Origin of the sequence: Pseudomonas sp. LAMO17WK12:I10 (assembly GCF_900215185.1) — a bacterium.
GTDB lineage: Bacteria > Pseudomonadota > Gammaproteobacteria > Pseudomonadales > Pseudomonadaceae > Aquipseudomonas > Aquipseudomonas chlororaphis.
In genome coordinates this window covers 111,747-134,414 of sequence record NZ_OBDX01000001.1, presented here as the reverse complement: position 1 = coordinate 134,414, position 22,668 = coordinate 111,747, and the positions used below count along the sequence as shown (strand labels likewise).

Genomic DNA, 22,668 nt, shown 5'->3' with positions numbered 1-22,668 from the left:
TGAGCGGCAGCGAAACAACGCTCTATCTATATTCACTTTAGATCTAATAGATATTCACATGCTTCGTTGACGGAATAAGAGCTTGCATTTAAAACCTCATTCCTCACTCGTCGCAAATGCCTTCGGGCTATTTTTCGGATGCCGGGAAAGCATATGGATCTTCGCCAGTTGCGTTACTTCATCGCCCTCAACGAACACCGCAGTTTTGTCCGCGCGGCCGACGCCATGGGCATCACCCAGCCGGCCTTCAGCCGCAGCATCCAGGGCCTGGAGCAGGAGTTCGGCTGTGTGCTGGTGGACCGTGGCAACAAGGATTTGCGTCCCACCCCGGAAGGCCAGGTGGTGTTGCAGCACGCCCTGAGCCTGGTGCAGGGCGCGGCCTTGCTGAACAGCGAAGTGACGCAGATGACCAAGCTCGACGCCGGCGAGCTGCGCTTCGGTTGCGGCCCGGCGCCGGCGGTGAAACTAGTGCCCGACGCGGTGGCGCAATTCACCGGCATCCACCCCAAGGTGCGCATCTGCCTGGAGGTGGATAACTGGGAAAAACTCAGCCGCAGCCTGAGCCGCGAAGAGATCGAATTCTTTATCGCCGACATCCGCCATTTCGAAGCCGACCCGAACTTCCAGACCCAGCCCCTGACGCCCAAGCGCGGGGTGTTTTTCTGCCGCCCGGGGCACCCGCTGCTGGCCAAGGAAAGCCTGTCGACCAACGACATGTTCGACTACCCGCTGGCCACCACGCTGATCCCGCCGGGAATCCGCAAGCTGCTGGCCAACCTCAGCGGGCGCATCGACTTTTCCCCGACCATCCAGACCGAACATTTCCCGGCGCTGGTGAAGATCGTGCGCCAGTCCAATGCGATTGGCGTGGGCACCGAAGAGGCCTTCGTCGAGGACATCGAACAGGGTTCCCTGGCGCTGCTGCACTGGCGCAACCTGCCGCAGAACATCGAGAGCATGAACGCGCGCTGCGGCATCGTCAGCCGCACGGGATTTCGCCTGTCGCCGGCGGCCCGCAAGATGATCGAAGTGCTGGTGGCGGTGGATCGGCAGCAGGTCAGCATGGCGGTTTGAGCCAGTAGGAAATCCCTGTAGCCGCTGCCGAGCCCGCGAGGCTGCGATCGCTCTGGGCGGCACTCCGTCGCAGGGGCCGCAAAACCATGCACCGCCTTCCTCCTGGTAAACCGCATGGACAGGTTTGGCGAGGACTGCGTCCTCGATCGCAGCCTCGCGCTGCTCGGCAGCGGCTACAGAAGCAGGGTATGCCATTCGAAATGGTTGGGCCGCCCCGAACTGTAGCCGCTGCCGAAGGCTGCGATCGACCCGGGCCGCGTTCGGAGAACGGTCGCGGCGATATAATGGCCACAACGGGTCCGGCAGAAGATCGGGAACCAAGGTCCTGCGGACCTTATCGCAGCCTCGCAGGCTCGGCAGCGGCTACGGGACGTGAGCGGATTGCCAGGTGGCCTTACAGACCGGCGGCGGCCAACTGCGGCGCCACCCATTCGCTGACCTTGAACGGCTTGCGGATCAGCCGCTGCTGCGCGGCCAGGTCCACCGCGTCCTGCAATTTACCGAGGAACACCGGGTCCAGGGTCGAGGGGAAGATTTCGCTGAAGCGCTGATCCTTGAGGTCCTGCTGCAACACCAGCGGCGGGTAGCTGGCCAGCCCCGACACCAGTTCGATATAGGCGTCCTTGTTGCTGTCCTGGGTCAGCCACTGCACCGCCTGCTGCTGGGCCTTGAGCAGCTTCTCCACGACCTCGGGATGGGCGTCGACGAACGCGCCGCTGCCCACCAGCACCGCCTGCACGCTACCGGCGCCGCCCAGGTCCTTGGTGTTCAGCGGCACCTCGGCCAGGCCCTTGGCCTGCAAGGCGTTCAAGTTGGAACCGCCCCAGGTGGCATCGATCTGCTTCGCCGCCAGCGCCGCGACCGCCGCGGTGAAATCCAGGTTGATGATCTTCAGGTCCTTCTCGCTCAGACCCTGGCTGGCCAGCGCGGCATCCAGCGACAACTGCGTGGCCGTGCCGCGGAACACCGCGACCCGCTTGCCCTTGAGGTCCTGCAAGGTCTTGATCCCCGAGCCCGGCACCACTCCCAGGTACTGCTTGACCCCACGGGCGGTGGCGCTCAGCAGGCGGGTGTCCAGGCCGTTGGACTTGCCGATGATTGCCGCCAGGTCCCCCAGGTAGGCCAGGTCCACCTGACCGTTGGCGAAGGCCTCGTTGATCACTGGGCCGGCGCCCTTGAAGTAGTTCCACTGGATGCTGATGCCCTGGTCGGCGAAGGCCTTTTCGAAGATCTGCTGCTGGCGCAGCACGTCCGTCACCCCGCCGCCGCTGTGCTGGGTGCCGGCGCTGAGGTCCGGCACGGCGATGCGGATCTGCTTGAGTTCATCCGCCTGGGCCAGCAGCGGCAGGTACCCCAGGAGCCCCGCCAGGGCCGGCGCGGCGAACAGACTGAGGACGCGTTTGAAGGGAAGGTTCATAAGGTGTGGCTCCTGGCTGCGACGGGCATTGAGGAGCAGAAGGTAGGCCCAAGGCGTTCAAAGCTTTAAATACTATAAATTCACATTTTAATAACTCGTTCGAATAAACCAGCCAGGACGCGGCTCTGCGCGGCATATGCATGATCAGCATCGAAAATATTCTTCAAATGCATTGGATGCGGCGTGCCTGGAGGCCTTAAATGGCCTCTCTTATCTCCCAATAGCATTGATGTAACTTTTTATATAACCAAAAACAAAATCCAAAAAACAAACTGTAAGAGCGAGCTTGCTCGCGATAAGCCGCAGGCCGGTTTTGGCCCCGATGCCGCTATCGCGAGCAAGCTCGCTCCAACAGAAAGAAGACGGTTGAAATCAGCAAGAAACCCGACAACGGAGATCGTCCATGGCCCGTGTTTCCCTTCTCAGCTTGCCGTTGGCCGCGCCCGCCGATAAGCCGCTGTCCTGGCCGCGCATCCACCGGCGGCTGTTGCCCTGGCTGCTGCCCCTGGGCCTGTTCACCCTGTGGTGGCTGGCCAGCCGCAATGCCTGGATGAGCGAGCAGATCCTGCCGGCACCGGCATTGGTCTGGAGCAGCGCGCTCGAGCTGGCCGGCGGCGAGCTGTGGAGCCATCTGGCGATCAGCCTGCAACGGTTGGCCTGGGGCCTGCTGGTGGGCATCGGCGCCGGTGCCCTGCTCGGCGCGGGACTGGGTTCCAGCCGGCGCCTGGAACGCCTGGTGTTCCCCACTTTCTCGGCCCTGTCCCAAGTGCCGACCCTGGCCTGGATTCCTCTGTTCATGGTGTTTTTCGGCATCGGCGAACTGCTCAAGCTGGTGGTGCTGGTCAAGGCCATCGTGGTGCCGGTGACCCTGCATACCCTGGTCGGCGTGCGCGACGCCCAGCCCAAATTGCGCGAGGCCGCCGCCGTGCTGCGCCTGCCGCCACACCTGCTGATCCGCCGGCTGGTGCTGCCCGCCGCCCTGCCCGCCTTCATGGCCGGCGTGCGCCTGGCCCTGGCCGCCGGCTGGACCTCGCTGCTGGCGGTGGAACTGCTGGCCTCCAGCGAAGGTATCGGCTACCTGATGGTCTGGGCGCGCCAGCTGTTCATGCTGGATATCGTCTTCGTCTGCATCGTGGTGATCGGGGTGATTGGCGTGGCCATGGACCGCGGCATCGGCCTGCTGGACAAGGCCCTGGTGCACTGGCCGCACCCGGCCATCGCGCAGATCCGCCGCGGCCCGCGCTACCAGGGCTGGCAACGCCTGCAGCCGTGGCTGCTACCGCTGTTCCTGCTGGCGCTGTGGCAAGTGGCGAACCAGCTGGAATGGGTCGACGCCAATATTCTGGTGAGCCCGCTGGCGGTGCTGCAAACCACCTGGAACGGCCTGCTCGACGGCAGCCTGTCGGGCGGCCTGGGCCTTAGCCTGCGGCGCACCCTTGGCGGCCTGTTGCTGGGCGGCGGCCTGGGGTTTGCCCTGGGCCTGCTGCTGGGCCTGTCGCCTCTGAGCGAACGGGTTCTGGGGCCGACCCTGGCGGCGCTGCGGCAGATCGCCATTTTCGCCTGGGTGCCGCTGCTCACCGCCTGGTTCGGCCTCGGGGAGCTGGCGAAATGGGTATTTGTCGCGCTGGCCGCGTTCTTCCCGCTGTTTATCGCCACCCAGCGCAGCGTCGCCAACCTGTCGCCGCAACTGACCGAGGCGGCGCAAGTGCTGCGCCTGAACCTCTGGCAACGCCTGCGCCGCCTGGTACTGCCGGGTGCCGCGCCGGGGATTTTCGCCGGGTTGCGCCTGAGCCTGATCTACGCCTGGCTGGGGACCATCGGCGCGGAATATTTCATGCCGTCCAACGGCGGCATCGGCAGCCAGATGATCGGCGCCCAGCAGCTGCTGCGCATGGACCTGATCATGGCCGGCATGCTCCTGGTGGGGCTCACCGGCGCCCTGCTCAACCTTATTGGCCAACAGCTCGAAACCCGCGCCACACGCTGGAGACACGCATGAACGCACCCGCACCTTCCCCCATCGTCAGCTTCAGCCATGTGGGCAAGACCTTCGAGGTCGCCGGCGGCGAGCTGGAGGCGATCCGCGAATTCAACCTGGAGATCGCCGAGGGTGAATTCGTCGCCATCGTCGGCTCCAGCGGCTGCGGCAAATCCACCCTGCTGCGCCTGCTGATCGGCCTGGACACGCAGTTTCGCGGCGAGATCCGCGTCGATGGCAAGGCCGTCAGCGGCATCGGCGGCGAACGCGGCATCGTGTTCCAGGAACACCGCCTGTTCCCCTGGCTGACAGTCGCGGAAAACATCGGCCTGGGCCTGGTCAACGAAGCCCTGAGCGCCAGCGAACGGCAAACCCGCATCGCCGATTTCATCGAACTGGTGGGCCTCACCGATTTCACCCGCGCCTACCCGCACCAGCTGTCCGGCGGCATGGCCCAGCGGGTGGCCATCGCCCGCGGCCTGGTGGCCAGCCCGCGCATCCTGCTGCTGGACGAACCCTTCGGCGCCCTCGACGCGCTGACCCGCCAGCAGATGCAGGACGAGCTGCTGGCGATCCGCGAACGGGCCAGGATCACCACGGTGCTGGTCACCCATGACGTCGAGGAAGCGATCTTCCTCGCCGACCGCGTGGTGGTGATGGAACCGCGCCCCGGCCGGATCAAGCGGGTGGTGGACATCGCCCTGCCCCATCCGCGCCAGCGCAGCAGTTTCGACTTCCACCAGCTGCGCGAAGAACTGCTCCACGAACTGACCAGCGACGATCACTACCAGGTGCCTTTGCCCGCCCAGATCCGTGACCTGCCACTGGCCTTTATTGCTTGCTGATAAGGAGTGAATAAATGCCGCAACGTCCCAACTTCCTGGTGATCCTCGCCGACGACCTGGGCTTTTCCGATCTCGGTGCCTTCGGCGGCGAAATCGCCACGCCGAACCTCGATGCCCTGGCCGAAGGTGGCCTGCGCCTGACCGACTTCCACACCGCGCCGACCTGCTCGCCGACTCGTTCCATGCTGCTCACCGGCACCGACCACCATATCGCCGGCATCGGCACCATGGCCGAGGCCCTGACCCCGGAACTGATCGGCAAGCCGGGCTACGAGGGCCACCTCAACGACCGCGTGGTGGCCCTGCCCGAGCTGCTGCGCGACGCCGGCTACCAGACCCTGATGAGCGGCAAATGGCACCTGGGCCTGACCGCCGAACTGGCGCCCCATGCCCGCGGTTTCGAGCGTTCGTTCTCGCTGCTGCCCGGCGCCGCCAACCACTACGGTTTCGAGCCGACCTACGACGAACACACCCCGGGGCTGCTCAAATCCACCCCGGCGCTGTACATCGAGGACGACCGCTTCATCGACCCATTGCCCAAGGATTTCTATTCCTCCGACGCCTTCGGCGACAAGCTGCTGCAGTACCTCAAGGAGCGCGACCAGACCCGGCCGTTCTTCGCCTACCTGCCGTTTTCCGCGCCGCACTGGCCGTTGCAGGCGCCCGAGGAGGTGGTCGCCAAGTACCGTGGCCGCTATGACGCCGGCCCCGAAGTGCTGCGCCTGGAGCGCCTGGAAAAGCTCAAGCAACTGGGGCTGATCGAAGCCGATGTGGAACCGCACCCGCTGCTGGGCCTGAGCGCCGAATGGGCGGCCCTGAGCGAGCAGCAACGGCAGGTTTCCGCGCGGGCCATGGAGGTCTACGCGGCGATGGTCGAACGCATGGACTGGAACATCGGCCGGGTGGTGGACTACCTGCGCCAGCAGGGCCAGCTGGACAACACCTTTATCCTGTTCATGTCCGACAACGGTGCCGAAGGCGCGCTGCTGGAAGCCTTCCCCAAGTTCGGCCCGCAGCTGTTGACCTACCTCAACCAGCACTACGACAACAGCCTGGACAACATCGGCCGCGCCAACTCCTACGTCTGGTACGGCCCGGCCTGGGCCCAGGTCGCCACCGCGCCGTCACGCCTGTTCAAGGCCTTCACCACCGAAGGCGGGATCCGCGTGCCGGCGCTGGTGCATTACCCGCAGCTGGCGCTCAAGGGCCGGATCAGCCATGGCTTCGGCACGGTCATGGACATCACCCCGACCATTCTCGACCTGGCCGGCGTGCGTCATCCGGGCAAGCGCTGGCGCGGCAAGGAGGTGGCGCCATTGCGCGGCAAGTCGTGGCTGGGTTTCCTGTCCGGCGAAACGGCGCAGGTGCATGACGAACACACGGTCACCGGCTGGGAACTGTTCGGCCGCCGGGCGATTCGCCAGGGCCAGTGGAAAGCGGTGTACATCCCCGGCCCGGTGGGCCCGGCGACCTGGCAGCTGTACGACCTGAGCCAGGACCCGGGGGAGATCCACGACCTGGCGCAGCGCGAGCCGGGCAAGCTCGAGGCGCTGATCGGCCATTGGCAGCAATACGTGGACGAAACCGGGGTGATCCTCAGCGCCTCGCCGTTCCAGCCGGATTGAGGCCCTTCTGTAGCCGCTGCCGAAGGCTGCGATGGTCCGGGGCACGCTGGTCGCAGGACCTCCTAGGGCCTTGAGATCGCTGCGGCCGTACCGGCCGATCGCAGCCTTCGGCAGCGGCTACAGGGCGCAAGGCGCCGGGGTTGCGGCGCCAGGGCAATCGCTATCGCGGGCAAGCCTCGCTCCTACAGACGCCCTGTACTTGTAGGAGCGAGCTTGCTCGCGATTGGCCCTCAAATGCGATCCATCACGCCCCGACTCCCCGCACCGCCTGCGCCGCCACCTGTTCCTTGCGGATAAAGCGGTTGGCCCGGCCGAAGGTGCCGAAATCGTTGAAGCGCACGCCCATCTCGGCCATCACCTTGTGCGCCACCGGCGCGGTCAGTTGGCGGATGTAGAAGGGTTCCTTGACCACGAAATGGTGGATGCCATGGGTGCTGCCGAAATTGAAGCAGAACGCCTGCAACGGCCACAGCCACCAGGGGTTGAGCACCTGGGTCTGCTGGATCACGTTGCCCGCTTCGATGTCGCCGTAGTAGTGCATGTTCGAGCTGACGAAGTGCAGGCAAAAGGTGCGCAGCACGTTGGGGCCGACGATCACCACCACGGCCATATCGAGCACCTGCATCACCGCCAGGGTGCTGGCCGACCAGTCGATGGGCGCGCCCAGCAGCGCGGCGACGCCATTGGCGGCGTGGAAGCCGAGAAACACATACCAGGCCCCCCAGTGCAACAGCGCCAGCGGTGCGTACACCTTGAGGGTGCGCTTGAGGATGCTGCGCTTGTGCGCCCAGGTCCTTGCGCGCAGGGTGCGGATCAATGACGACATGACATTGTCGCCAACCATCAGCAGGCGGGCGATGCCCCAGGGCTCGCCGTTGGTGATGGCGCGCTCCTCCATGTCGGCCTCGGTGCCGGACACCTTGTGGTGATTGAGGTGCAGATGGCGGCGGATCCACGGGTTGATGGTGCTCGGCCGCGCCAGCCAGACCAGCGCCAGCATCAGGTTGTGGGGGACGCGCTGCTTGCGGAAATACATGCTGTGGATCAGGTCGTGTTCCAGCTCGTGGGTCAAGGAGGCGAAAAACGCGTTGAGCAGCAGGCAGGCCCACCAGGCCAGGTACCCGCCGATATAGAGCACCGCCGTGCCGATCATCCCGGCCAGGGCCAAGGCCAGGATGCCCGCGCCCAGCGTGTCCTGATGCTTGAGCAGCGGGTAGCGCTCGCGCAACTCGACGCCCCTGGCCAGCACCACCTCACGAATATGCGCCGATCGTTGCTGAGCATTCAGCCGGTCGGGACTTGCAGAAGTACCGTACATGCTTCCATCCTCTGGTTATTGATGTTCGCATCCTGCCCTGCGCCCACGCGCCGGGCGCTAGCCGCGGACGCCAACCTGTTGACCGGACGCGCCAACCGCCATGACCGAACCCACTTCCCTCGCCAGCTGGACCCGCGCCCTGCGCAAGCAGCTCGATGCCCTGGGCCTCGACAGCACCGCGTTGTGCCACCAGGCCGGCCTCGACCCACAGCTGATGGACGATCCCAATGCCCGTTACCCGCTGTCGGCCACCACCCGCCTGTGGCAGCTGGCGGTGCAGGCCAGCGGCGACCCGGCCATAGGCCTGCGGGTCTCGCGCTTCGTCAGCCCGACCACCTTCCATGCCCTGGGTTATGCGCTGGTGGCCAGCGGCAGCCTGCGGGAAGTGTTCGAGCGCATCGTGCGTTATCACCAGGTGGTCAGCGACGCCCTGGAGCTGGAGCTGACCCGCACCGAGGACCGCTATCGCTTTCGCCTGAAGGTGCCCGAGGGCAACCCGCAGCCGGCGGTCGAGGCCATCGACGCCTTTGTCGCGATCTACGTGCGCACCTGCCGCAACCGCCTGGGCCGCGACTACGCGCCGCTGGCGGTGTACCTGCGGCGACCCGAGCCGGCGGACCCCAGGCAATGGCACACAGTGTTTCGCGCGCCGGTGTTTTTCGGCGCCGACGAGGATCGTCTGGAGTTCGGCCTGCACGATTTCGACAGCCACCTGGACGACGCCAACCCGGAACTGGCCGAGCACAACGAAGCAGTACTCAAGCGCACCCTGATGCAACTGCAACCTTTGACCTGGGAGCGCAAGGTACGCGGGGTGATCGAGGCCCAGCTGCCGGAAGGCGAACCCTCGGCGGAACGTGTGGCCCAGGCCCTGCACCTGAGCCTGCGCAGCCTGCAACGCCACCTGGCGGACGAGGGTTGTCGCTTCGACACCCTGCTCAACGAATGCCGGGAGAACCTCGCCCTGCTGCACCTGCGCGACCCGCAATGCTCCCTGAGCGAGATCAGCTACCTGCTGGGGTTCGCCGACGCCAGCAGCTTCAGCCGCGCGTTCAAGCGCTGGACCGGGATGACCCCGGGGCAGTTTCGCGATGGGTTGCGTTAGCCGTGGATTGGCGGTGGTAGGGCCGGCCTCATCGCGGTCTGCAGCTCACCCCCCGGCCAATATCCGCAACCGCGCTTCGTCGAGGATCTCGATCTCGCCGTAACCCAGCTTGAGAATGCCTTGCCCCTGCAAGTCCTTGAGGATCTGGTTGGTGGTCTGGCGCGACAGCGACAGCAGCAGCGCCAGTTGCTCCTGGGGCAGGCGCAGGACCCGCCTCGGGGTGTCGGTCTCGCCGTAGCCGCGGGCGATCATCAACAGCCGGTTGGCCACCCGCGCCGGGGCCGGCATCAGGCTCAGCTGTTCGAGGTTGATAAAGGTCAGGCGCAGTTTATGGCTCATCAACAGCGCCAGCTGCCGCCAGTATTGCGGGTGTTCGTCCAGCAGTTCGAGCAGCGCCGCCTGGGGCACATTGAGCAGGCTGCACGGGCCCACGGCATAGGCGTCATGGGTGCGCGGCTGGCCGTCGAACAGGCTGATCTCGCCGAACCAGTGCGGCGCCTCCACCAGGCTCAGCAGCGCCTCCTTGCCCTCCTCGCTGACCGCGCCGATGCGCACCGTGCCTTCCAGCACCGCGTACAGGCCGCAGGGCGGATCGCCACGCTGGAACAGCCGTTGGCCCGGCGCCAGCGAGCGTAAACGGGCATTGGCCAGCAGACTATTCTGTAATTGAACGGGCAAGCGGCTGAACCACTGGCCACTCATCAGGCGCTCACGCCAGACCTGCATCTTCATCGATTGCGTTATCCAAACGGGCAGCGAGCCGATTGTCGCCTAGCCGACAGAACCGGCGACCGGCGCAGGGCATGATTCGATCACCCTACAGGAGGAACAACAATGAAAAGCCTCGTCGACCATCTCAGTCAATACGCCGCCTACCACCGTGATCCGCGCAACATCGCCAGCCACTTTATCGGCATTCCGCTGATTGTGCTGGCCGTCGCGGTGCTGCTGTCGCGCCCCGCCTGGCCGGTCGCCGGGCTGTGGCTTTCGCCGGCGCTGCTGCTGGCGCTGGCGTCGTGCGGGTTCTACCTGCGCCTGGAACTGCGCCTGGGCCTGCTGATGACGCTGCTGATGGGGCTGTCGGTGTGGGCCGGCCATGGGCTGGCGCAGCAAAGCACCCTGGTCTGGCTGGCCAGCGGGGTGGGCATGTTCGTGATCGGCTGGGCGATCCAGTTCGTCGGTCATTACTACGAAGGACGCAAGCCGGCCTTTGTCGATGACGTCTCGGGGCTGATCGTCGGGCCGTTGTTCGTGGTGGCGGAGCTGGCGTTTCTGCTGGGGCTGCGCCAGGCGCTCAAGCATGAGATCGAGGCGCGGGCGGGAGGGGTGCGGGTCAATCCGAAACGTGCGCCGATTTAGATCGCAATCGCGGGCAAGCCTCGCTCCTGTTTCTTCTGTAGGAACGAGGCTTGCCCGCGATGCCTTTGCCTTTTAGATATTGGCGACCTTCTGCCAGACCTTGGGCTTGAAGAACAGCGTCTCGCCCTTGGCCAGCCCGACCAGGCTGTCATGGTCTTTCACCACTTCGGCCTCGATCAGTTCGCTCTGCCCTTCGACCTTCAAGGTCACCCGCGTGGTGGCGCCCAGCGGACGGATATCGCGCACTTCGGCGGCGTGGTGATCGGCCAGTTCGGAGCGCGACAGCGACACTTCGTGCGGGCGGAACAGCACATGGTGGTCCTCGCCCAGGTGCAGGCGATTGGAGTCGCCGAGGAAGTGGTAGACGAAGTCGCTGGCCGGGTTCTCGTACACCTCGCCCGGCGAGCCGATCTGCTCGATCACGCCCTTGTTCATCACCACGATACGGTCCGCCACTTCCATGGCTTCTTCCTGGTCGTGGGTGACGAATACCGAGGTCAGGTTGATGTCTTCGTGCAGCCGCGCCAACCAGCGCCGCAGCTCCTTGCGCACCTTGGCATCCAGGGCGCCGAAGGGTTCGTCCAGCAGCAGCACTTTCGGCTCCACCGCCAGGGCGCGGGCCAGGGCGATCCGCTGGCGCTGGCCACCGGACAGCTGTTCCGGGTAGCGGTCGGCGAGCCAGTCCAGCTGCACCATGTTCAACAGCTCATGGACCTTCTCGGCGATCTTGCTTTCGCTCGGGCGCTGGTTTTTCGGCTTCATGCGCAGGCCGAAGGCGACGTTGTCGAACACGCTCATATGGCGGAACAGCGCGTAGTGCTGGAACACGAAACCGACGTTGCGATCGCGCACGTCGTGGCCGGAAACGTCCTCGCCGTGGAACACGATACTGCCGGCGTCCGGGGTTTCCAGGCCGGCGATGATCCGCAGCAGGGTGGTCTTGCCGCAGCCGGACGGGCCCAGCAGCGCCACCAGCTCGCCGCTCTGGATGTCCAGGTTGATGCTGTTCAGGGCCTTGAAGGCGTTGAAGTTCTTGCTGACGTTACGGACTTCGATCGACATGATTCATTCCTCCGCGGCGCTGGCGCGCAGGCGGTTGATACGGTTTTCGCTCCACTGCTTGAGCAGCAGGATGAAGAGCGCCAGGATCAGCAACAGGCTCGCGACGGCGAACGCGGCGACGTGGTTGTATTCGTTGTAGAGGATCTCGACGTGCAGCGGCAGGGTGTTGGTCACCCCGCGAATGTGCCCGGAAACCACCGACACCGCGCCGAACTCACCCATGGCCCGCGCGGTGCAGAGCACCACGCCGTAGATCAGGCCCCACTTGATGTTCGGCACGGTCACATGCCAGAACATCTGCCAGCCGTTGGCCCCCAGCAGCCGCGCGGCTTCCTCTTCCTGGGTGCCCTGCTCCTGCATCAGCGGGATCAGCTCACGGGCGACGAAGGGCACGGTGACGAAGATGGTCGCCAGGACGATGCCCGGCAGGGCGAACACGATCTGGATGTCGTGATCCTGCAGCCACGGTCCGAACAGGCCCTGGGCGCCGAACATCAGCACATAGACCAGGCCGGCGATCACCGGCGACACCGAGAACGGCAAATCGATCAGGGTCACCAGGATGCTCTTGCCGCGGAAGGTGTATTTGCTCACGCACCAGGCGGCGCTGACACCGAACACCAGGTTCAGCGGCACCGAGATCAGCACGGCGATCACCGTCAGCTTCAGGGCCGACAGCGCGTCCGGCTCGAAGATCGCGGCGAAGAACGCGCCGAGGCCGAGCTTGAGCCCCTGGGACACCACAATGAACAGCGGCAGCAGCAGGAACAGGGCGAAGATCAACCAGCCGAGGCCGATCAGGATGCGCCGCGAGGTGGCGCTGCCACGACGGTCGGCGTTGGCCGAAGAGGCTGCGGAAATGGACGATTGGGACATGGTTCGCGCCTCCTTAAGGTCGTTCGATGCGCCGCTGCAGCAGGTTGATCAGCAGCAACAGGACAAAGGAAACCACCAGCATCAACACGCCAATGGAGGTCGCGCCGGTGTAATCGTACTGGTCGAGCTTGACCATGATCAGCAGCGGCAGAATTTCGGTTTTCATCGGCATGTTGCCGGCGATAAAGATCACCGAGCCGTACTCGCCGACGCCCCGGGCAAAGGCCAGGGCGAAACCGGTCAGCCAGGCCGGCAGCAGCGCCGGCACCAGGATGTGGCGGAACACTTGCCAGGGTTTGGCGCCGAGGCAGGCGGCGGCTTCTTCGACTTCCCGGGGAATGTCGGCCAGCACCGGCTGTACGGTGCGCACCACGAACGGCAGGGTGACGAAAGTCAGCGCCAGGGTGATACCCAGCGGGGTGTAGGCGATCTTGAACCCCAGGTCGGTGGCGAACTGGCCGACCAGGCCGGTCGGTGCGTACAGCGCGGTCAGCGCGATACCGGCCACGGCGGTGGGCAGGGCGAACGGCAGGTCGATCATCGCATCGATGATCTTGCGTCCGGGAAAGCTGTAGCGCACCAGCACCCAGGCCAGCAGCGTGCCGATCACGCCGTTGATGATCGCCGCGTACAGAGCGGTGCCGAAGCTCAGCTTGAGCGCGGCGAGCACCCGCGGCGCCGAGACGATGGCCCAGAACTGATCCCAGGTGAGTTGGGCGGCATGCACGAACATCGCCGCCAGGGGTATGAGCACAATCAGGCTGAGGTACACCAAGGTGTAGCCCAGCGTCAGCCCGAAGCCGGGTATGACGGGGGAGATACGACGCGACATAAAAGTCCTTGGTTGACACGCAAAGCCCGGAAACGAATCCGGGCCTATTGCTCTGGCGGTTCGGCGAACCCCGGATGTCTTGCTGCCGGGGCTCGCCACTGAAGATTACTGCGCCTGGTAGATCTGGTCGAACACCCCGCCATCGTTGAAGAATTTCGGCTGGGCAGTTTTCCAGCCGCCGAAGTCCTTGTCGATGGTCACCAGGTCCAGTTTGGGGAACTGCTGAGCGTATTTGGCCGCGACGTCCTTGTCCCGTGGACGATAGAAGTTCTTCGCCGCGATCTCCTGGCCGGCCGGGCTGTACAGGTGTTTGAGGTAGGCCTCGGCGATCTCGGTGTTGCCCTTTTTCTCGGCGTTCTTGTCCACCACCGCCACCGGTGGCTCGGCGAGGATCGACAGCGAAGGCACCACGATGTCGAACTTGTCGGCACCGCCGTCTTCCTTCAATGCCAGGAAGGCTTCGTTTTCCCAGGCCAGCAACACATCACCCTGACCGTTATTGACGAAGGTGATGGTCGAGCCGCGGGCGCCGGTATCCAGCACCGGTACGTGCTTGAACAACTCCTTCACGTATTCCTGGGCACGGGCTTCGCTGCCACCGGCTTTCAGGCCATAGGCCCAGGCGGCGAGGAAGTTCCAGCGGGCGCCGCCGGAGGTTTTCGGGTTCGGCGTGATCACCGACACGTCTTTCTTGATCAGGTCGCCCCAGTCCTTGATGCCCTTGGGGTTGCCCTTGCGCACCAGGAACACGATGGTCGAGGTGTAGGGCGTGCTCGCATCCGGCAGGCGTGTTTGCCAGTCGGCCGGCAGGGTCTTGCCGAGCTTGGCGATTTCATCGATGTCGCCGGCCAGCGCCAGGGTCACCACGTCGGCGCGCAGGCCGTCGATCACCGCGCGGCCCTGCTTGCCCGAGCCGCCGTGGGATTGCTGGATCTTGACGTTGTCGCCCGGGTGTTCCTTTTTCCAGAAGCTTGTGAATTCGCTGTTGTAGTCCTGGTACAGCTCGCGGGTCGGGTCGTACGACACGTTGAGCAACTCGTAATCCTTGGCAACGGCGGAACCGGCAAAAACGGCGCTGGCGAGGGCGGCCAGGGCATAACGGCGAATCGACGACATGATGGAGCTCCCGAAATTTTTTAATGTGCTGGCATTTTTCTTATGGCGAATCAGGCCCGCATTCGTGGGCGAACGCTGGGGTTCAGGCTGGGGGTCATGGATGACGCCCTCCGGTGGTCCAGTCGGGCCTCTCGTGGCGAGAGGTGGTGCGAAATTCAGCTTGGCTTGTTGCCGGGGTTTTGCAGGCGGAATTTTTCCTTGCGTTCGATCTGCACGACCTGGGCGTTGTGCACGGTGATTTCCACCGCGCCGAAACGCAGGTCGCGCAATGCGCTTTGAATCTCGCGCAAGATGGTTTGTTCGTCCTGGCCGTCAACGCTACGAAGAGATGCGCTCATGGTGTTGCTCCTGAATGAGATGTGCCTGGCAGTGGCGGCACTGCTTGCGGCGTGAGGGCAATAGTAGATAGGCGCAGATATTCTTAAAAATACTATTTAAGAATGTTTATATAACCAGAAGAAATTATTTGAATTGACGCGGGGTTGCGTCTCTTCAGGCGGCAGAAAACCTTGTAGCCGCTGCCGCAGGCTGCGATAGGACCGCAGTCCTCCTGCGTCCTTGCGAGCGCCACGGCCGTTCCGGTCGATCGCGACCTGCGGCAGCGGCTACAGGGTGGAATCGATGCAAGCCTGGCAATCAGTGGATCTGCGGCACCCGGTTCCATTCCAGTTGCGCCGCCGGCACCGGGCGGCCGAACCAGTAGCCCTGGCCCAGGTCGCAGCCCTGGTCGAGGAGGAAGCGCGCCTGCTCCACCTGTTCGATGCCCTCGGCGTGCACCTGCATGCCCATGCTCTGGGCCAGGGCGATGATCACCCGGGAGATCGCCGCGTCGTCTTCGTCCCCCGGCAGGCCGGCGACAAAACCCTGGTCGATCTTCAGCTTCTGCACCGGCAGGCGCTTGAGCCGCAACAGCGAGGAATAACCGGTGCCGAAGTCGTCGATGGCCAGGCGCAGCCCCAATTCGCGCAGGCGGTGCATCTGCTCCAGGGCGACTTCCGGGTCTTCCATCACCGCGCTTTCGGTGACTTCCAGCTCCAGGTAGGCCGGGTCCAGGCCGGTGTCGTGCAGCACCTGGGCCACCTGCTGGTACAGCTCGCGGCGGGCGAACAGGCGGCTGGAGACATTCACCGCGACGAACGACAACGCCATGCCCTCCGCCTGCCATTGGCACATCTGCCGACAGGCCTGCTGCATGACCCAGGCATCGATCTCGGCAATCAGCCCGGCGCGCTCGGCAATCGGAATGAACTCGCCAGGCGGTACCAGGCCGCGCTGCGGATGCTCCCAGCGCACCAGCGCCTCGACCCCGACCAGGCGGCTGCTGGCAAGGTCGTGCACCGGCTGGTAGAACACCCGCAGCTCCTGCTGCTCCAGGGCGCGGCGCAATTCGAAGGCAATTTCCACCCGTTGCTGGGCGTGGGCCGTCAGTTCTTCGGTGTACAGCGCGTAACTGTCGCGCCCGGCGCTCTTGGCCTTGAACAGCGCCGTGTCGGCATTGCGCAACAGTTGCTCGGCGCTCAGGGCATCGCTGGGAAACAGGCTGATGCCGATGCTGGCATTGATGAACAGCTGGTTCTCGTCCATCAGGAAAGGCTGCTTCACCCCGTCGATGATGCGCTGCGCCAGCACCGCGGCCTGCCCTGGCTGCGCGCAGCTCTCGACCAGCACCGCGAACTCGTCGCCGCCCAGCCGCGCCAGGGTGATGCCCGGGCCGAACATGCCTTGCAGGCGCTGGGCCACGGCCTTGAGCAAGCGGTCGCCGACAGTGTGCCCAAGGCTGTCGTTGATCATCTTGAAATGGTCCAGGTCGACCATCAGCAACGCGCAGCAGCGCTTGTGGATTTGCGCCGACGCCAGGGCCTGCTCGGCACGGTCGGTGAACAGCAGGCGATTGGGCAGGTCGGTCAGCGCGTCGTGGTGCGCCAGGTGGGCCAGTTCGTGTTCAGAATCCTTGATCGCGCTGATGTCGGAAAACACCGCGACATAGTGGCTGAGCTGGCCGTCGTCATCGCGGATGGCGCGGATGGTCTGCCACTGCGGGTAGATCTCGCCGCATTTGCGCCGGTTCCAGATCTCGCCGCTCCACTCGCCCGTGGCGTTCAGCGAATCGAACATGGCCTGGTAGAAATCCGCGGTGTGATGCCCGGACTTGAACAGGCTCGGCTGGCGGCCCAGCACCTCGTCGCGCTGATAGCCGGTGATCTCGATGAACGCACGGTTCACATGGACGATCTGGCCCCGGCGGTCGCTGACCAGCACCCCTTCGCGGGTGCAATCGAACACGGCGGCCGCCTGGCGCAGACGCTCGCGGTCCTCGCGCTGGTGATGCCGCCAGGAGTCGGCGCCCAGCAAACGCAACAGACGGCCCCGCGCGATGAAGATCAGGACCGCGCTGACCAGGGCCCAGAGATACCCGTTGATCAGTTGCCAGCGCGCCAGATCGTTCGACTCATCGAAGAAACTGCTCAATAAATGACCACTGAACTGCAGCCACAACACGGACAGCAAGAGATAGAGCAAGGCTGCGCGCAAAGCGTCGCGGGAAGAAACCGACATAAGGTCGTCAATGTCCTTACGAAAAGCTTGGAATTATAGAGGAAGAAACATCTCGCCACTCTTATCTGAAAGGGCGACTGGTTTTCTCTGTGGGCTCGGTGATAATGCGACTGCTGTTTTTTCTTTATCGAGGGCCCTACAGCCTATGTGGTACGAAGGTTTTCTTGGCTTGTCGGCCTGGCAACTGGTGGCAGTCACCCTGTTAATGACTCACGTGACCATCGTTGGCGTCACGGTTTACCTGCATCGCTATTCAGCCCACCGCTCCCTGGAGCTCAATGCCGGCCTGAAACATTTCTTCCGCTTCTGGCTGTGGCTGACCACGGCGCAGAACACCCGCGAGTGGACCGCCATCCACCGCAAGCACCACGCCAAATGCGAGACCGAGGATGACCCCCACAGCCCGGTGATCAAGGGCCTGTCCACGGTGCTGCGCAAAGGCGCGGAGCTGTACCGCGAAGAGGCGAAAAACCCGGAAACCCTGCGCATCTACGGCAAGAACTGCCCGGACGACTGGATCGAACGCAACCTCTACTCGCGCTACAAGCTGGGCGGCGTGGCGCTGATGGCGGTGATCGACCTGCTGCTGTTCGGCACCATCGGCATCACCATCTGGGCGATCCAGATGATGTGGATCCCGGTCTGGGCCGCCGGCGTGATCAACGGCCTGGGCCACGCGGTCGGCTATCGCAACTTCGAATGCCGCGACGCGGCCACCAACCTGGTGCCCTGGGGCATCCTGGTCGGCGGCGAAGAGCTGCACAACAACCATCACACCTACCCAAACTCGGCCAAGCTGTCGGTGAAGAAGTGGGAGTTCGACCTGGGCTGGGCCTGGATCAAGGTGTTCAGCTTCCTGCGCCTGGCCAAGGTGCAGCGGGTCGCGCCGATCGCCCACCGGGTCGAAGGCAAGGGCCACCTGGACATGGACACGGCGATGGCGATCCTCAACAACCGTTTCCAGATCATGGCCCAGTACCGCAAGCTGGTGATCGCGCCGCTGGTCAAGCAGGAGCTGGACAAGGTCGATCACTCGGTGCGCCACCAGTTCCATCGCGCCAAGCGCCTGCTGTCGCGCGAGACCAGCCTGCTGGAAGAGCGCCACCATGCGCGTATCCAGAACATGCTGGAGCACAGCCAGGCCCTGAAAGTGATCTACGAAAAACGCCTGGCGCTGCAGCAGATCTGGGCCAAGACCAGCTCCAACGGCCACGACATGCTGGCGGCGATCAAGGACTGGGTCCACGAAGCCGAGGCCAGCGGGATCCAATCGCTGCGCGACTTCGCCAGCCAGTTGAAAACCTACTCGCTGCGCCCCGCCACCGCCTGACGCTGGCCGTTCACCCGCCATGGCGAGCCCGGCTGCCGTGGCGGGTGGGCTTCGCTGCCCACGCCGCCCCATGAGTTCCAGCCCGTCATCCGCGCCACCGTGACCGCCCAGCGGCTGCCGGCTCCCAGACCGCGGCAAACGGGAACTTCGTCGCCAATCCCCTATCTCAAGCAACACTTCGCCATCCAGGCGGGTTTTCCGTGGCCGCTTCGTTTCCCGAGCGGTGTGCGCTTTGAGATCGGTGCCGATGGTCAACAAGAACCCACAACTCCCATCCGCTTTTCCCCAGTGGCCCGAGGCCGCGCAAACCCTGATGGCGCTGATGCATGCCCAGGGCGAGGTCGCCCGGCTGACAGAACGCGAACAGCTGTTCAGCTCGTTGCTGGTCAGCGTCAATGCCGTGCTCTGGGCCTTCGACTGGGAAGCCCGCCAGGTGCTTTACGTCAGCCCGGCATATGAACGCATTTTCGGCCGCTCCGCCGGCCTGCTGCTGGCCGACGCCAACGAATGGCGCGACAGCGTCTACCCCGACGACCTCGAATACGCCGAGCGGACCCTGGCCCAGGTGCTGGAAAAAGGCGCGGTGGAAGACCGCGAATACCGCATCATCGATGCCCAGGGCCAGGTCCGCTGGCTCAGCGACAAGTGCTTCATCAATCGCAATGCCGCCCCCGGGGACCGGGTGATCATCGTCGGCCTGGCCGAGGACATCACCGAGAAAAAGCACCTGGAAACCGAGCTGCAACGCCTGGCCACCACCGACGTGCTGACCCAGAGCAGCAACCGCCGGCACTTCTTCGAATGCGCCAACCGCGAATTCGAGCAGGCACGCCAGCAAGGTACGCCGCTGGCCTTCCTGTTGCTGGATATCGATGACTTCAAGGTGGTCAACGATACCTACGGCCACCCCGAGGGCGATAACGTCCTGCAACGCATCGCCGAGACTGGCCGCGCGACCCTGCGCCGTGGCGATCTGTTCGGGCGTATCGGCGGCGAGGAATTCGCCGCCCTTTTCCCCGGCTGCGCCCCGGACATGGCGCGCCAGGTTGCCGAACGCCTGCAGCGGGAAATCCAGCGCCTGACCTTTAGCCATGGCGAGGAGCAGTTCAGCATCACCGTCAGCCAGGGCCTGACCAGCCTCACCGCCGACGACGAAAACCTCGACAGCCTCTTCGCCCGCGCCGACGCGGCGATGTACGAAGCCAAGCGCCAGGGCAAGAACCGGATCGTTTCGGGGTAGCTCGCGACTGCAACCCACCGTAGCCGCTGCCGAGCCCGCGAGGCTGCGATCGGCTGCGCAGCAGTCGTAAAACCCGGCAACTTGATCTTCCTGGCGAACCGCGTGCCCAGGTTTGGCGAGGACTTCGTCCTCGATCGCAGCCTCGCGGGCTCGGCAGCGGCTACAGGATTGCGCGGTGTCCTCACGCTTCTCGCGTATCGGTTTTACGCAAGCGAACCAACTCCGGCAGGCCGATCTTGAGCAGGCGCGCGGTCTTGCTGTCGGCCAGTTCTTCGAGGCCCTCGGATGGCCGCAGGCGGGCGAGCTGGGCGGAGAGGTTCATCACCAGGGCCTCGCGGGAATAAACCCCGCCACCGAGCTGGTAGGCCGAGGCAATCAGCTCGCGCAGCTCCAGCGGCAGGCGCCAGCGGGTACGCAAGGCCGAACCATAGGCCGCGCCGAACTGTGCCAGGGCATCGCCGATCTCTTCCATGTCGTCCAGCGCGCCACCGGCCTGTTTCCACTCTTGCAGGCAACGCAGCAGCGCCAGGTCCCCCAGGCGATGCAGCAGGCCGGCGCAATAGCAGCGCTCCTGGTCCAGGTCCAGCAGGCGGGCCAGGGTCCGGCCGTATTCCGCGGTGTGCAGCGACAGCTCCCAGTAACGCTCGGCGTAATCGCCCAGGGCCGGGTCGCTCAGGCGCGCGCTGCGCTTGAGCGCCAGGCCGAGAATCAGGTTCATGCTCTGCCCGGTACCCAGCCGTTGCAGGGCCTGGGCCAGAGTCTGCACGGCGCTGCCATGGTGCTGGGCGGCGCTGTTGGCCGCGGCGATCAGCACCGCGTTGATCTGCGGGTCGGTGCGCACCTCTTCTTCCAGCAGCTTGAGGTCGAGACCGTTGGGGTTGAGGCTGCGCTTCACCGCCAGTTGCACATCGGCGAGCAACGGCGCGCCGTCGGCCAGCTCGCGGCGGCGCTCGAGAAAGGTCCACAGGGTCATGCCCGGCGCCAGGGTCGGCACCTCGCACGACACTTCCTGGCCGGGGTCCAGCAGCAGGTCCTGCAGGCGCTGGGTCAGGCCTTCCATGTTCAGCGGCTTGGTCAGGTAGGCCGTCGGCGCCAGCGGCAGGGCTTCGCGCACGCTGGCGCTGTCGTTGCGGCTGCTCATGAGGATGAACGGCAGCACCGGGTTGCGCTTGCGCTGGCGCACGCTGCGCAGCAGGCCCAGGCCGTCGACGCCGGGCAACTCCCAGTCGGCGATCACCAGGTCATAGGGGTTTTCGGCCAGCAGTTGCAGGGCTTCCTGACCGTCGGCGCATACATCCAGCCGCGCGTCGCAACGTACATTCAACAACACCTGCTTGAGCAAATCGCGCGACCAAGGGTCCGCCTCGGCAATCAACACTCGCGGTACAGCGGGTAAATCCACAGCAGTCATGCAGCACGCTCCCTGGGCAATCCCTTGCACCTTAGTCAATGCCGAGGCTTGCATACAACGCAAATGCACTGCGCAGCCTCGTTCGGCACAAAAAAACCCGCCGAGGCGGGTCTTTTTGTCGATCGGGTCACAGGCGGGATCAGAGCTCGGAGAAGCACTCTTCGATGATCGCCAGGCCCTTGTCCAGCTGCTCGTCCGGCGAGGTCAGCGGAACCAGCACGCGCAGGACGTTGCCGTAGGTGCCGCAGGACAATAGGATCAGGCCCTTGTCGCGCGCCTTGGCAACAACCTGTGCCACGGCGGCCGCGTTCGGCTTGTGGCTGTCGCCGTTCTCGAACAGCTCGACCGCAATCATCGCGCCCAGGGCACGCACGTCGCCGATGACCGGGTACTTGGCCTGGATGGCCTTGAGGCCGGTCACCAGACGCTCGCCGACCGCCTTGCAACGGTCCAGCAGGTGCTCTTCCTCGAACACTTCCATCACGGCCAGGGCCGCGGCGCAGGCGATCGGGCTACCGGCGTAGGTGCCGCCCAGGCCGCCTGGCGCGATGGCGTCCATGTATTCGGCCTTGCCGCAGACACCGGCCAGCGGGAAGCCGCCAGCGATGGACTTGGCGAAGGTGGTCAGGTCGGCGGCAACGCCCATCTGCTCCATGGCGAAGAAGGTGCCGGTACGGCCAGCGCCGGTCTGCACTTCGTCGGCGATCAGCAGGATGCCGTGCTGGTCGCACAGGGCACGCAGGCGCTTCATGAACTCTTTAGGCGCGACGTAGAAACCGCCTTCGCCCTGCACCGGCTCGATGATGATCGCGGCGATGTCACGTGGCTCGGCATCGTTCTTGAAGATGCGCTCGATGCTGGCGATCGAATCGTCGATGCTCACACCGTGCAGCTCGTTCGGGTACAGCGCGCGGAAGATGCCGCCTGGCATCAGGCCCATGCCGGCCGAGTAAGGCACGACCTTGCCGGTCAGGCCCAGGGTCATCATGGTGCGGCCGTGATAGGCGCCGGTGAAGGCGATCACGCCGGCGCGGCCAGTGGCGGCACGGGCGATCTTCACCGAGTTTTCCACGGCTTCGGAACCGGTGGTCACCAGCAGGGTTTTCTTGGCGAAATCGCCCGGCACCTTGGCGTTCACTTTTTCGCACAGTTCCACGTAAGGCTCGTAGGCCAGGACCTGGAAGCAGGTGTGGGTCAGCTTGTTCAGCTGCTCGGTCACCGCGGCGACGACTTTCGGGTGCAGGTGGCCGGTGTTGAGTACGGCGATACCGCCGGCGAAGTCGATGAACTCGCGACCTTCAACGTCGGTTACCGTGGCGTTCTTCGCGGAGTCGGCGAAGATCGGGTGAATCTGGCCAACACCGCGCGGTACGGCGGCTTCACGGCGTTTCATCAGGGATGCGTTGGTCTTGCTCATAGTGTCCTCATTCGCCGCTCATCGGTCGGCGTGGTTCAAGGATGACGTGGCGGGAAGGCAACCGCGGCAGCATGCGATGATCGACTGCCCCGGCTATCCCGGCCACT

The 22,668-nt window shown here is 64.7% G+C and carries 19 protein-coding genes; 8 read left to right on the top strand and 11 right to left on the bottom strand.

The genetic code is table 11. The features are described from left to right. Positions 1-153: 153 nt before the first annotated feature. Complete coding sequence (locus CRO75_RS00500; protein ID WP_097134131.1) at positions 154-1,074, top strand: LysR family transcriptional regulator; 921 nt, start codon at positions 154-156, stop codon at positions 1,072-1,074. A gap of 394 nt (positions 1,075-1,468) precedes the next feature. On the opposite strand, the gene CRO75_RS00495 is transcribed toward CRO75_RS00500, so the two are convergent. Beyond that, positions 1,469-2,491, bottom strand: a complete 1,023-nt coding sequence (locus CRO75_RS00495; RefSeq protein WP_009041639.1) for an ABC transporter substrate-binding protein — start codon at positions 2,489-2,491, stop codon at positions 1,469-1,471. Positions 2,492-2,894: 403 nt separating this feature from the next. On the opposite strand from CRO75_RS00495, the gene CRO75_RS00490 reads away from it, so the two are divergent. From CRO75_RS00490 to CRO75_RS00480, 3 genes are read left to right on the top strand one after another with little or no spacing between them, the layout of a single operon-like run. Next, positions 2,895-4,490 (top strand): ABC transporter permease subunit, encoded by a 1,596-nt coding sequence (locus CRO75_RS00490; protein ID WP_097134130.1) that lies wholly within the window; start codon positions 2,895-2,897, stop codon positions 4,488-4,490. After that, positions 4,487-5,314: an ABC transporter ATP-binding protein gene (locus CRO75_RS00485; RefSeq protein ID WP_062824040.1), complete on the top strand. Its 828-nt coding sequence runs from the start codon at positions 4,487-4,489 to the stop codon at positions 5,312-5,314. Before CRO75_RS00490 ends, CRO75_RS00485 begins: the two co-directional genes overlap by 4 nt. A 14-nt stretch (positions 5,315-5,328) precedes the next feature. Continuing rightward, a complete protein-coding gene (locus CRO75_RS00480; RefSeq protein WP_009041636.1) occupies positions 5,329-6,939 on the top strand; it encodes an arylsulfatase in 1,611 nt (536 codons plus the stop codon). Between the two features lie 244 nt (positions 6,940-7,183). On the opposite strand, the gene CRO75_RS00475 is transcribed toward CRO75_RS00480, so the two are convergent. Beyond that, positions 7,184-8,257: a fatty acid desaturase gene (locus CRO75_RS00475; RefSeq protein WP_097134129.1), complete on the bottom strand. Its 1,074-nt coding sequence runs from the start codon at positions 8,255-8,257 to the stop codon at positions 7,184-7,186. Between the two features lie 100 nt (positions 8,258-8,357). Here CRO75_RS00475 and CRO75_RS00470 point away from each other — a divergent pair, with 100 nt between their 5' ends. Then, positions 8,358-9,362: an AraC family transcriptional regulator gene (locus CRO75_RS00470; RefSeq protein WP_097134128.1), complete on the top strand. Its 1,005-nt coding sequence runs from the start codon at positions 8,358-8,360 to the stop codon at positions 9,360-9,362. A 45-nt stretch (positions 9,363-9,407) separates the two neighbouring features. On the opposite strand, the gene CRO75_RS00465 is transcribed toward CRO75_RS00470, so the two are convergent. Further along, positions 9,408-10,094, bottom strand: a complete 687-nt coding sequence (locus CRO75_RS00465; protein ID WP_097134127.1) for a Crp/Fnr family transcriptional regulator — start codon at positions 10,092-10,094, stop codon at positions 9,408-9,410. Between the two features lie 102 nt (positions 10,095-10,196). Between CRO75_RS00465 and CRO75_RS00460 the strand changes: the two genes are divergently transcribed. Then, positions 10,197-10,721, top strand: coding sequence for an Mpo1-like protein (locus tag CRO75_RS00460; RefSeq protein WP_097134126.1), 525 nt, complete (start codon positions 10,197-10,199; stop codon positions 10,719-10,721). A gap of 72 nt (positions 10,722-10,793) precedes the next feature. Here CRO75_RS00460 and CRO75_RS00455 read toward each other — a convergent pair whose 3' ends face one another. The 6 genes from CRO75_RS00455 to dibA all read right to left on the bottom strand — a co-directional run bounded on the left by CRO75_RS00455 (position 10,794) and on the right by dibA (position 17,163). Continuing rightward, the gene (locus tag CRO75_RS00455; RefSeq protein WP_007921524.1) at positions 10,794-11,783 is read right to left on the bottom strand and encodes a sulfate ABC transporter ATP-binding protein; all 990 of its coding nucleotides are present in this window, start codon (positions 11,781-11,783) and stop codon (positions 10,794-10,796) included. Positions 11,784-11,786: 3 nt separating this feature from the next. Next, the gene (gene cysW, locus CRO75_RS00450; RefSeq protein ID WP_007921522.1) at positions 11,787-12,659 is read right to left on the bottom strand and encodes a sulfate ABC transporter permease subunit CysW; all 873 of its coding nucleotides are present in this window, start codon (positions 12,657-12,659) and stop codon (positions 11,787-11,789) included. Positions 12,660-12,672: 13 nt separating this feature from the next. Then, positions 12,673-13,491, bottom strand: coding sequence for a sulfate ABC transporter permease subunit CysT (gene cysT, locus CRO75_RS00445; RefSeq protein ID WP_007921521.1), 819 nt, complete (start codon positions 13,489-13,491; stop codon positions 12,673-12,675). Positions 13,492-13,596: 105 nt separating this feature from the next. Continuing rightward, positions 13,597-14,607 (bottom strand): sulfate ABC transporter substrate-binding protein, encoded by a 1,011-nt coding sequence (locus CRO75_RS00440; protein WP_007921518.1) that lies wholly within the window; start codon positions 14,605-14,607, stop codon positions 13,597-13,599. A gap of 155 nt (positions 14,608-14,762) precedes the next feature. Then, positions 14,763-14,945 (bottom strand): sulfur starvation response protein OscA, encoded by a 183-nt coding sequence (gene oscA, locus CRO75_RS00435; RefSeq protein WP_009041629.1) that lies wholly within the window; start codon positions 14,943-14,945, stop codon positions 14,763-14,765. 298 nt (positions 14,946-15,243) lie between these two features. Continuing rightward, positions 15,244-17,163, bottom strand: coding sequence for a phosphodiesterase DibA (gene dibA, locus CRO75_RS00430; RefSeq protein WP_097134125.1), 1,920 nt, complete (start codon positions 17,161-17,163; stop codon positions 15,244-15,246). Between the two features lie 145 nt (positions 17,164-17,308). On the opposite strand from dibA, the gene desA reads away from it, so the two are divergent. After that, entirely contained in the window at positions 17,309-18,493 is a 1,185-nt protein-coding gene (desA, locus tag CRO75_RS00425; RefSeq protein WP_009041627.1) for a delta-9 fatty acid desaturase DesA, read from the top strand. A gap of 247 nt (positions 18,494-18,740) precedes the next feature. Next, on the top strand, positions 18,741-19,733 hold the full coding sequence (locus CRO75_RS00420) for a sensor domain-containing diguanylate cyclase (RefSeq protein WP_053259212.1): 993 nt from the start codon (positions 18,741-18,743) through the stop codon (positions 19,731-19,733). Between the two features lie 181 nt (positions 19,734-19,914). Here CRO75_RS00420 and CRO75_RS00415 read toward each other — a convergent pair whose 3' ends face one another. Next, positions 19,915-21,144 carry a response regulator gene (locus CRO75_RS00415; RefSeq protein WP_097134124.1) on the bottom strand — a complete coding sequence of 410 codons (1,230 nt, stop codon included), beginning with the start codon at positions 21,142-21,144 and terminating at the stop codon, positions 19,915-19,917. 139 nt (positions 21,145-21,283) lie between these two features. After that, on the bottom strand, positions 21,284-22,561 hold the full coding sequence (gene gabT / locus CRO75_RS00410; protein ID WP_009041624.1) for a 4-aminobutyrate--2-oxoglutarate transaminase: 1,278 nt from the start codon (positions 22,559-22,561) through the stop codon (positions 21,284-21,286). Positions 22,562-22,668: the final 107 nt, after the last annotated feature.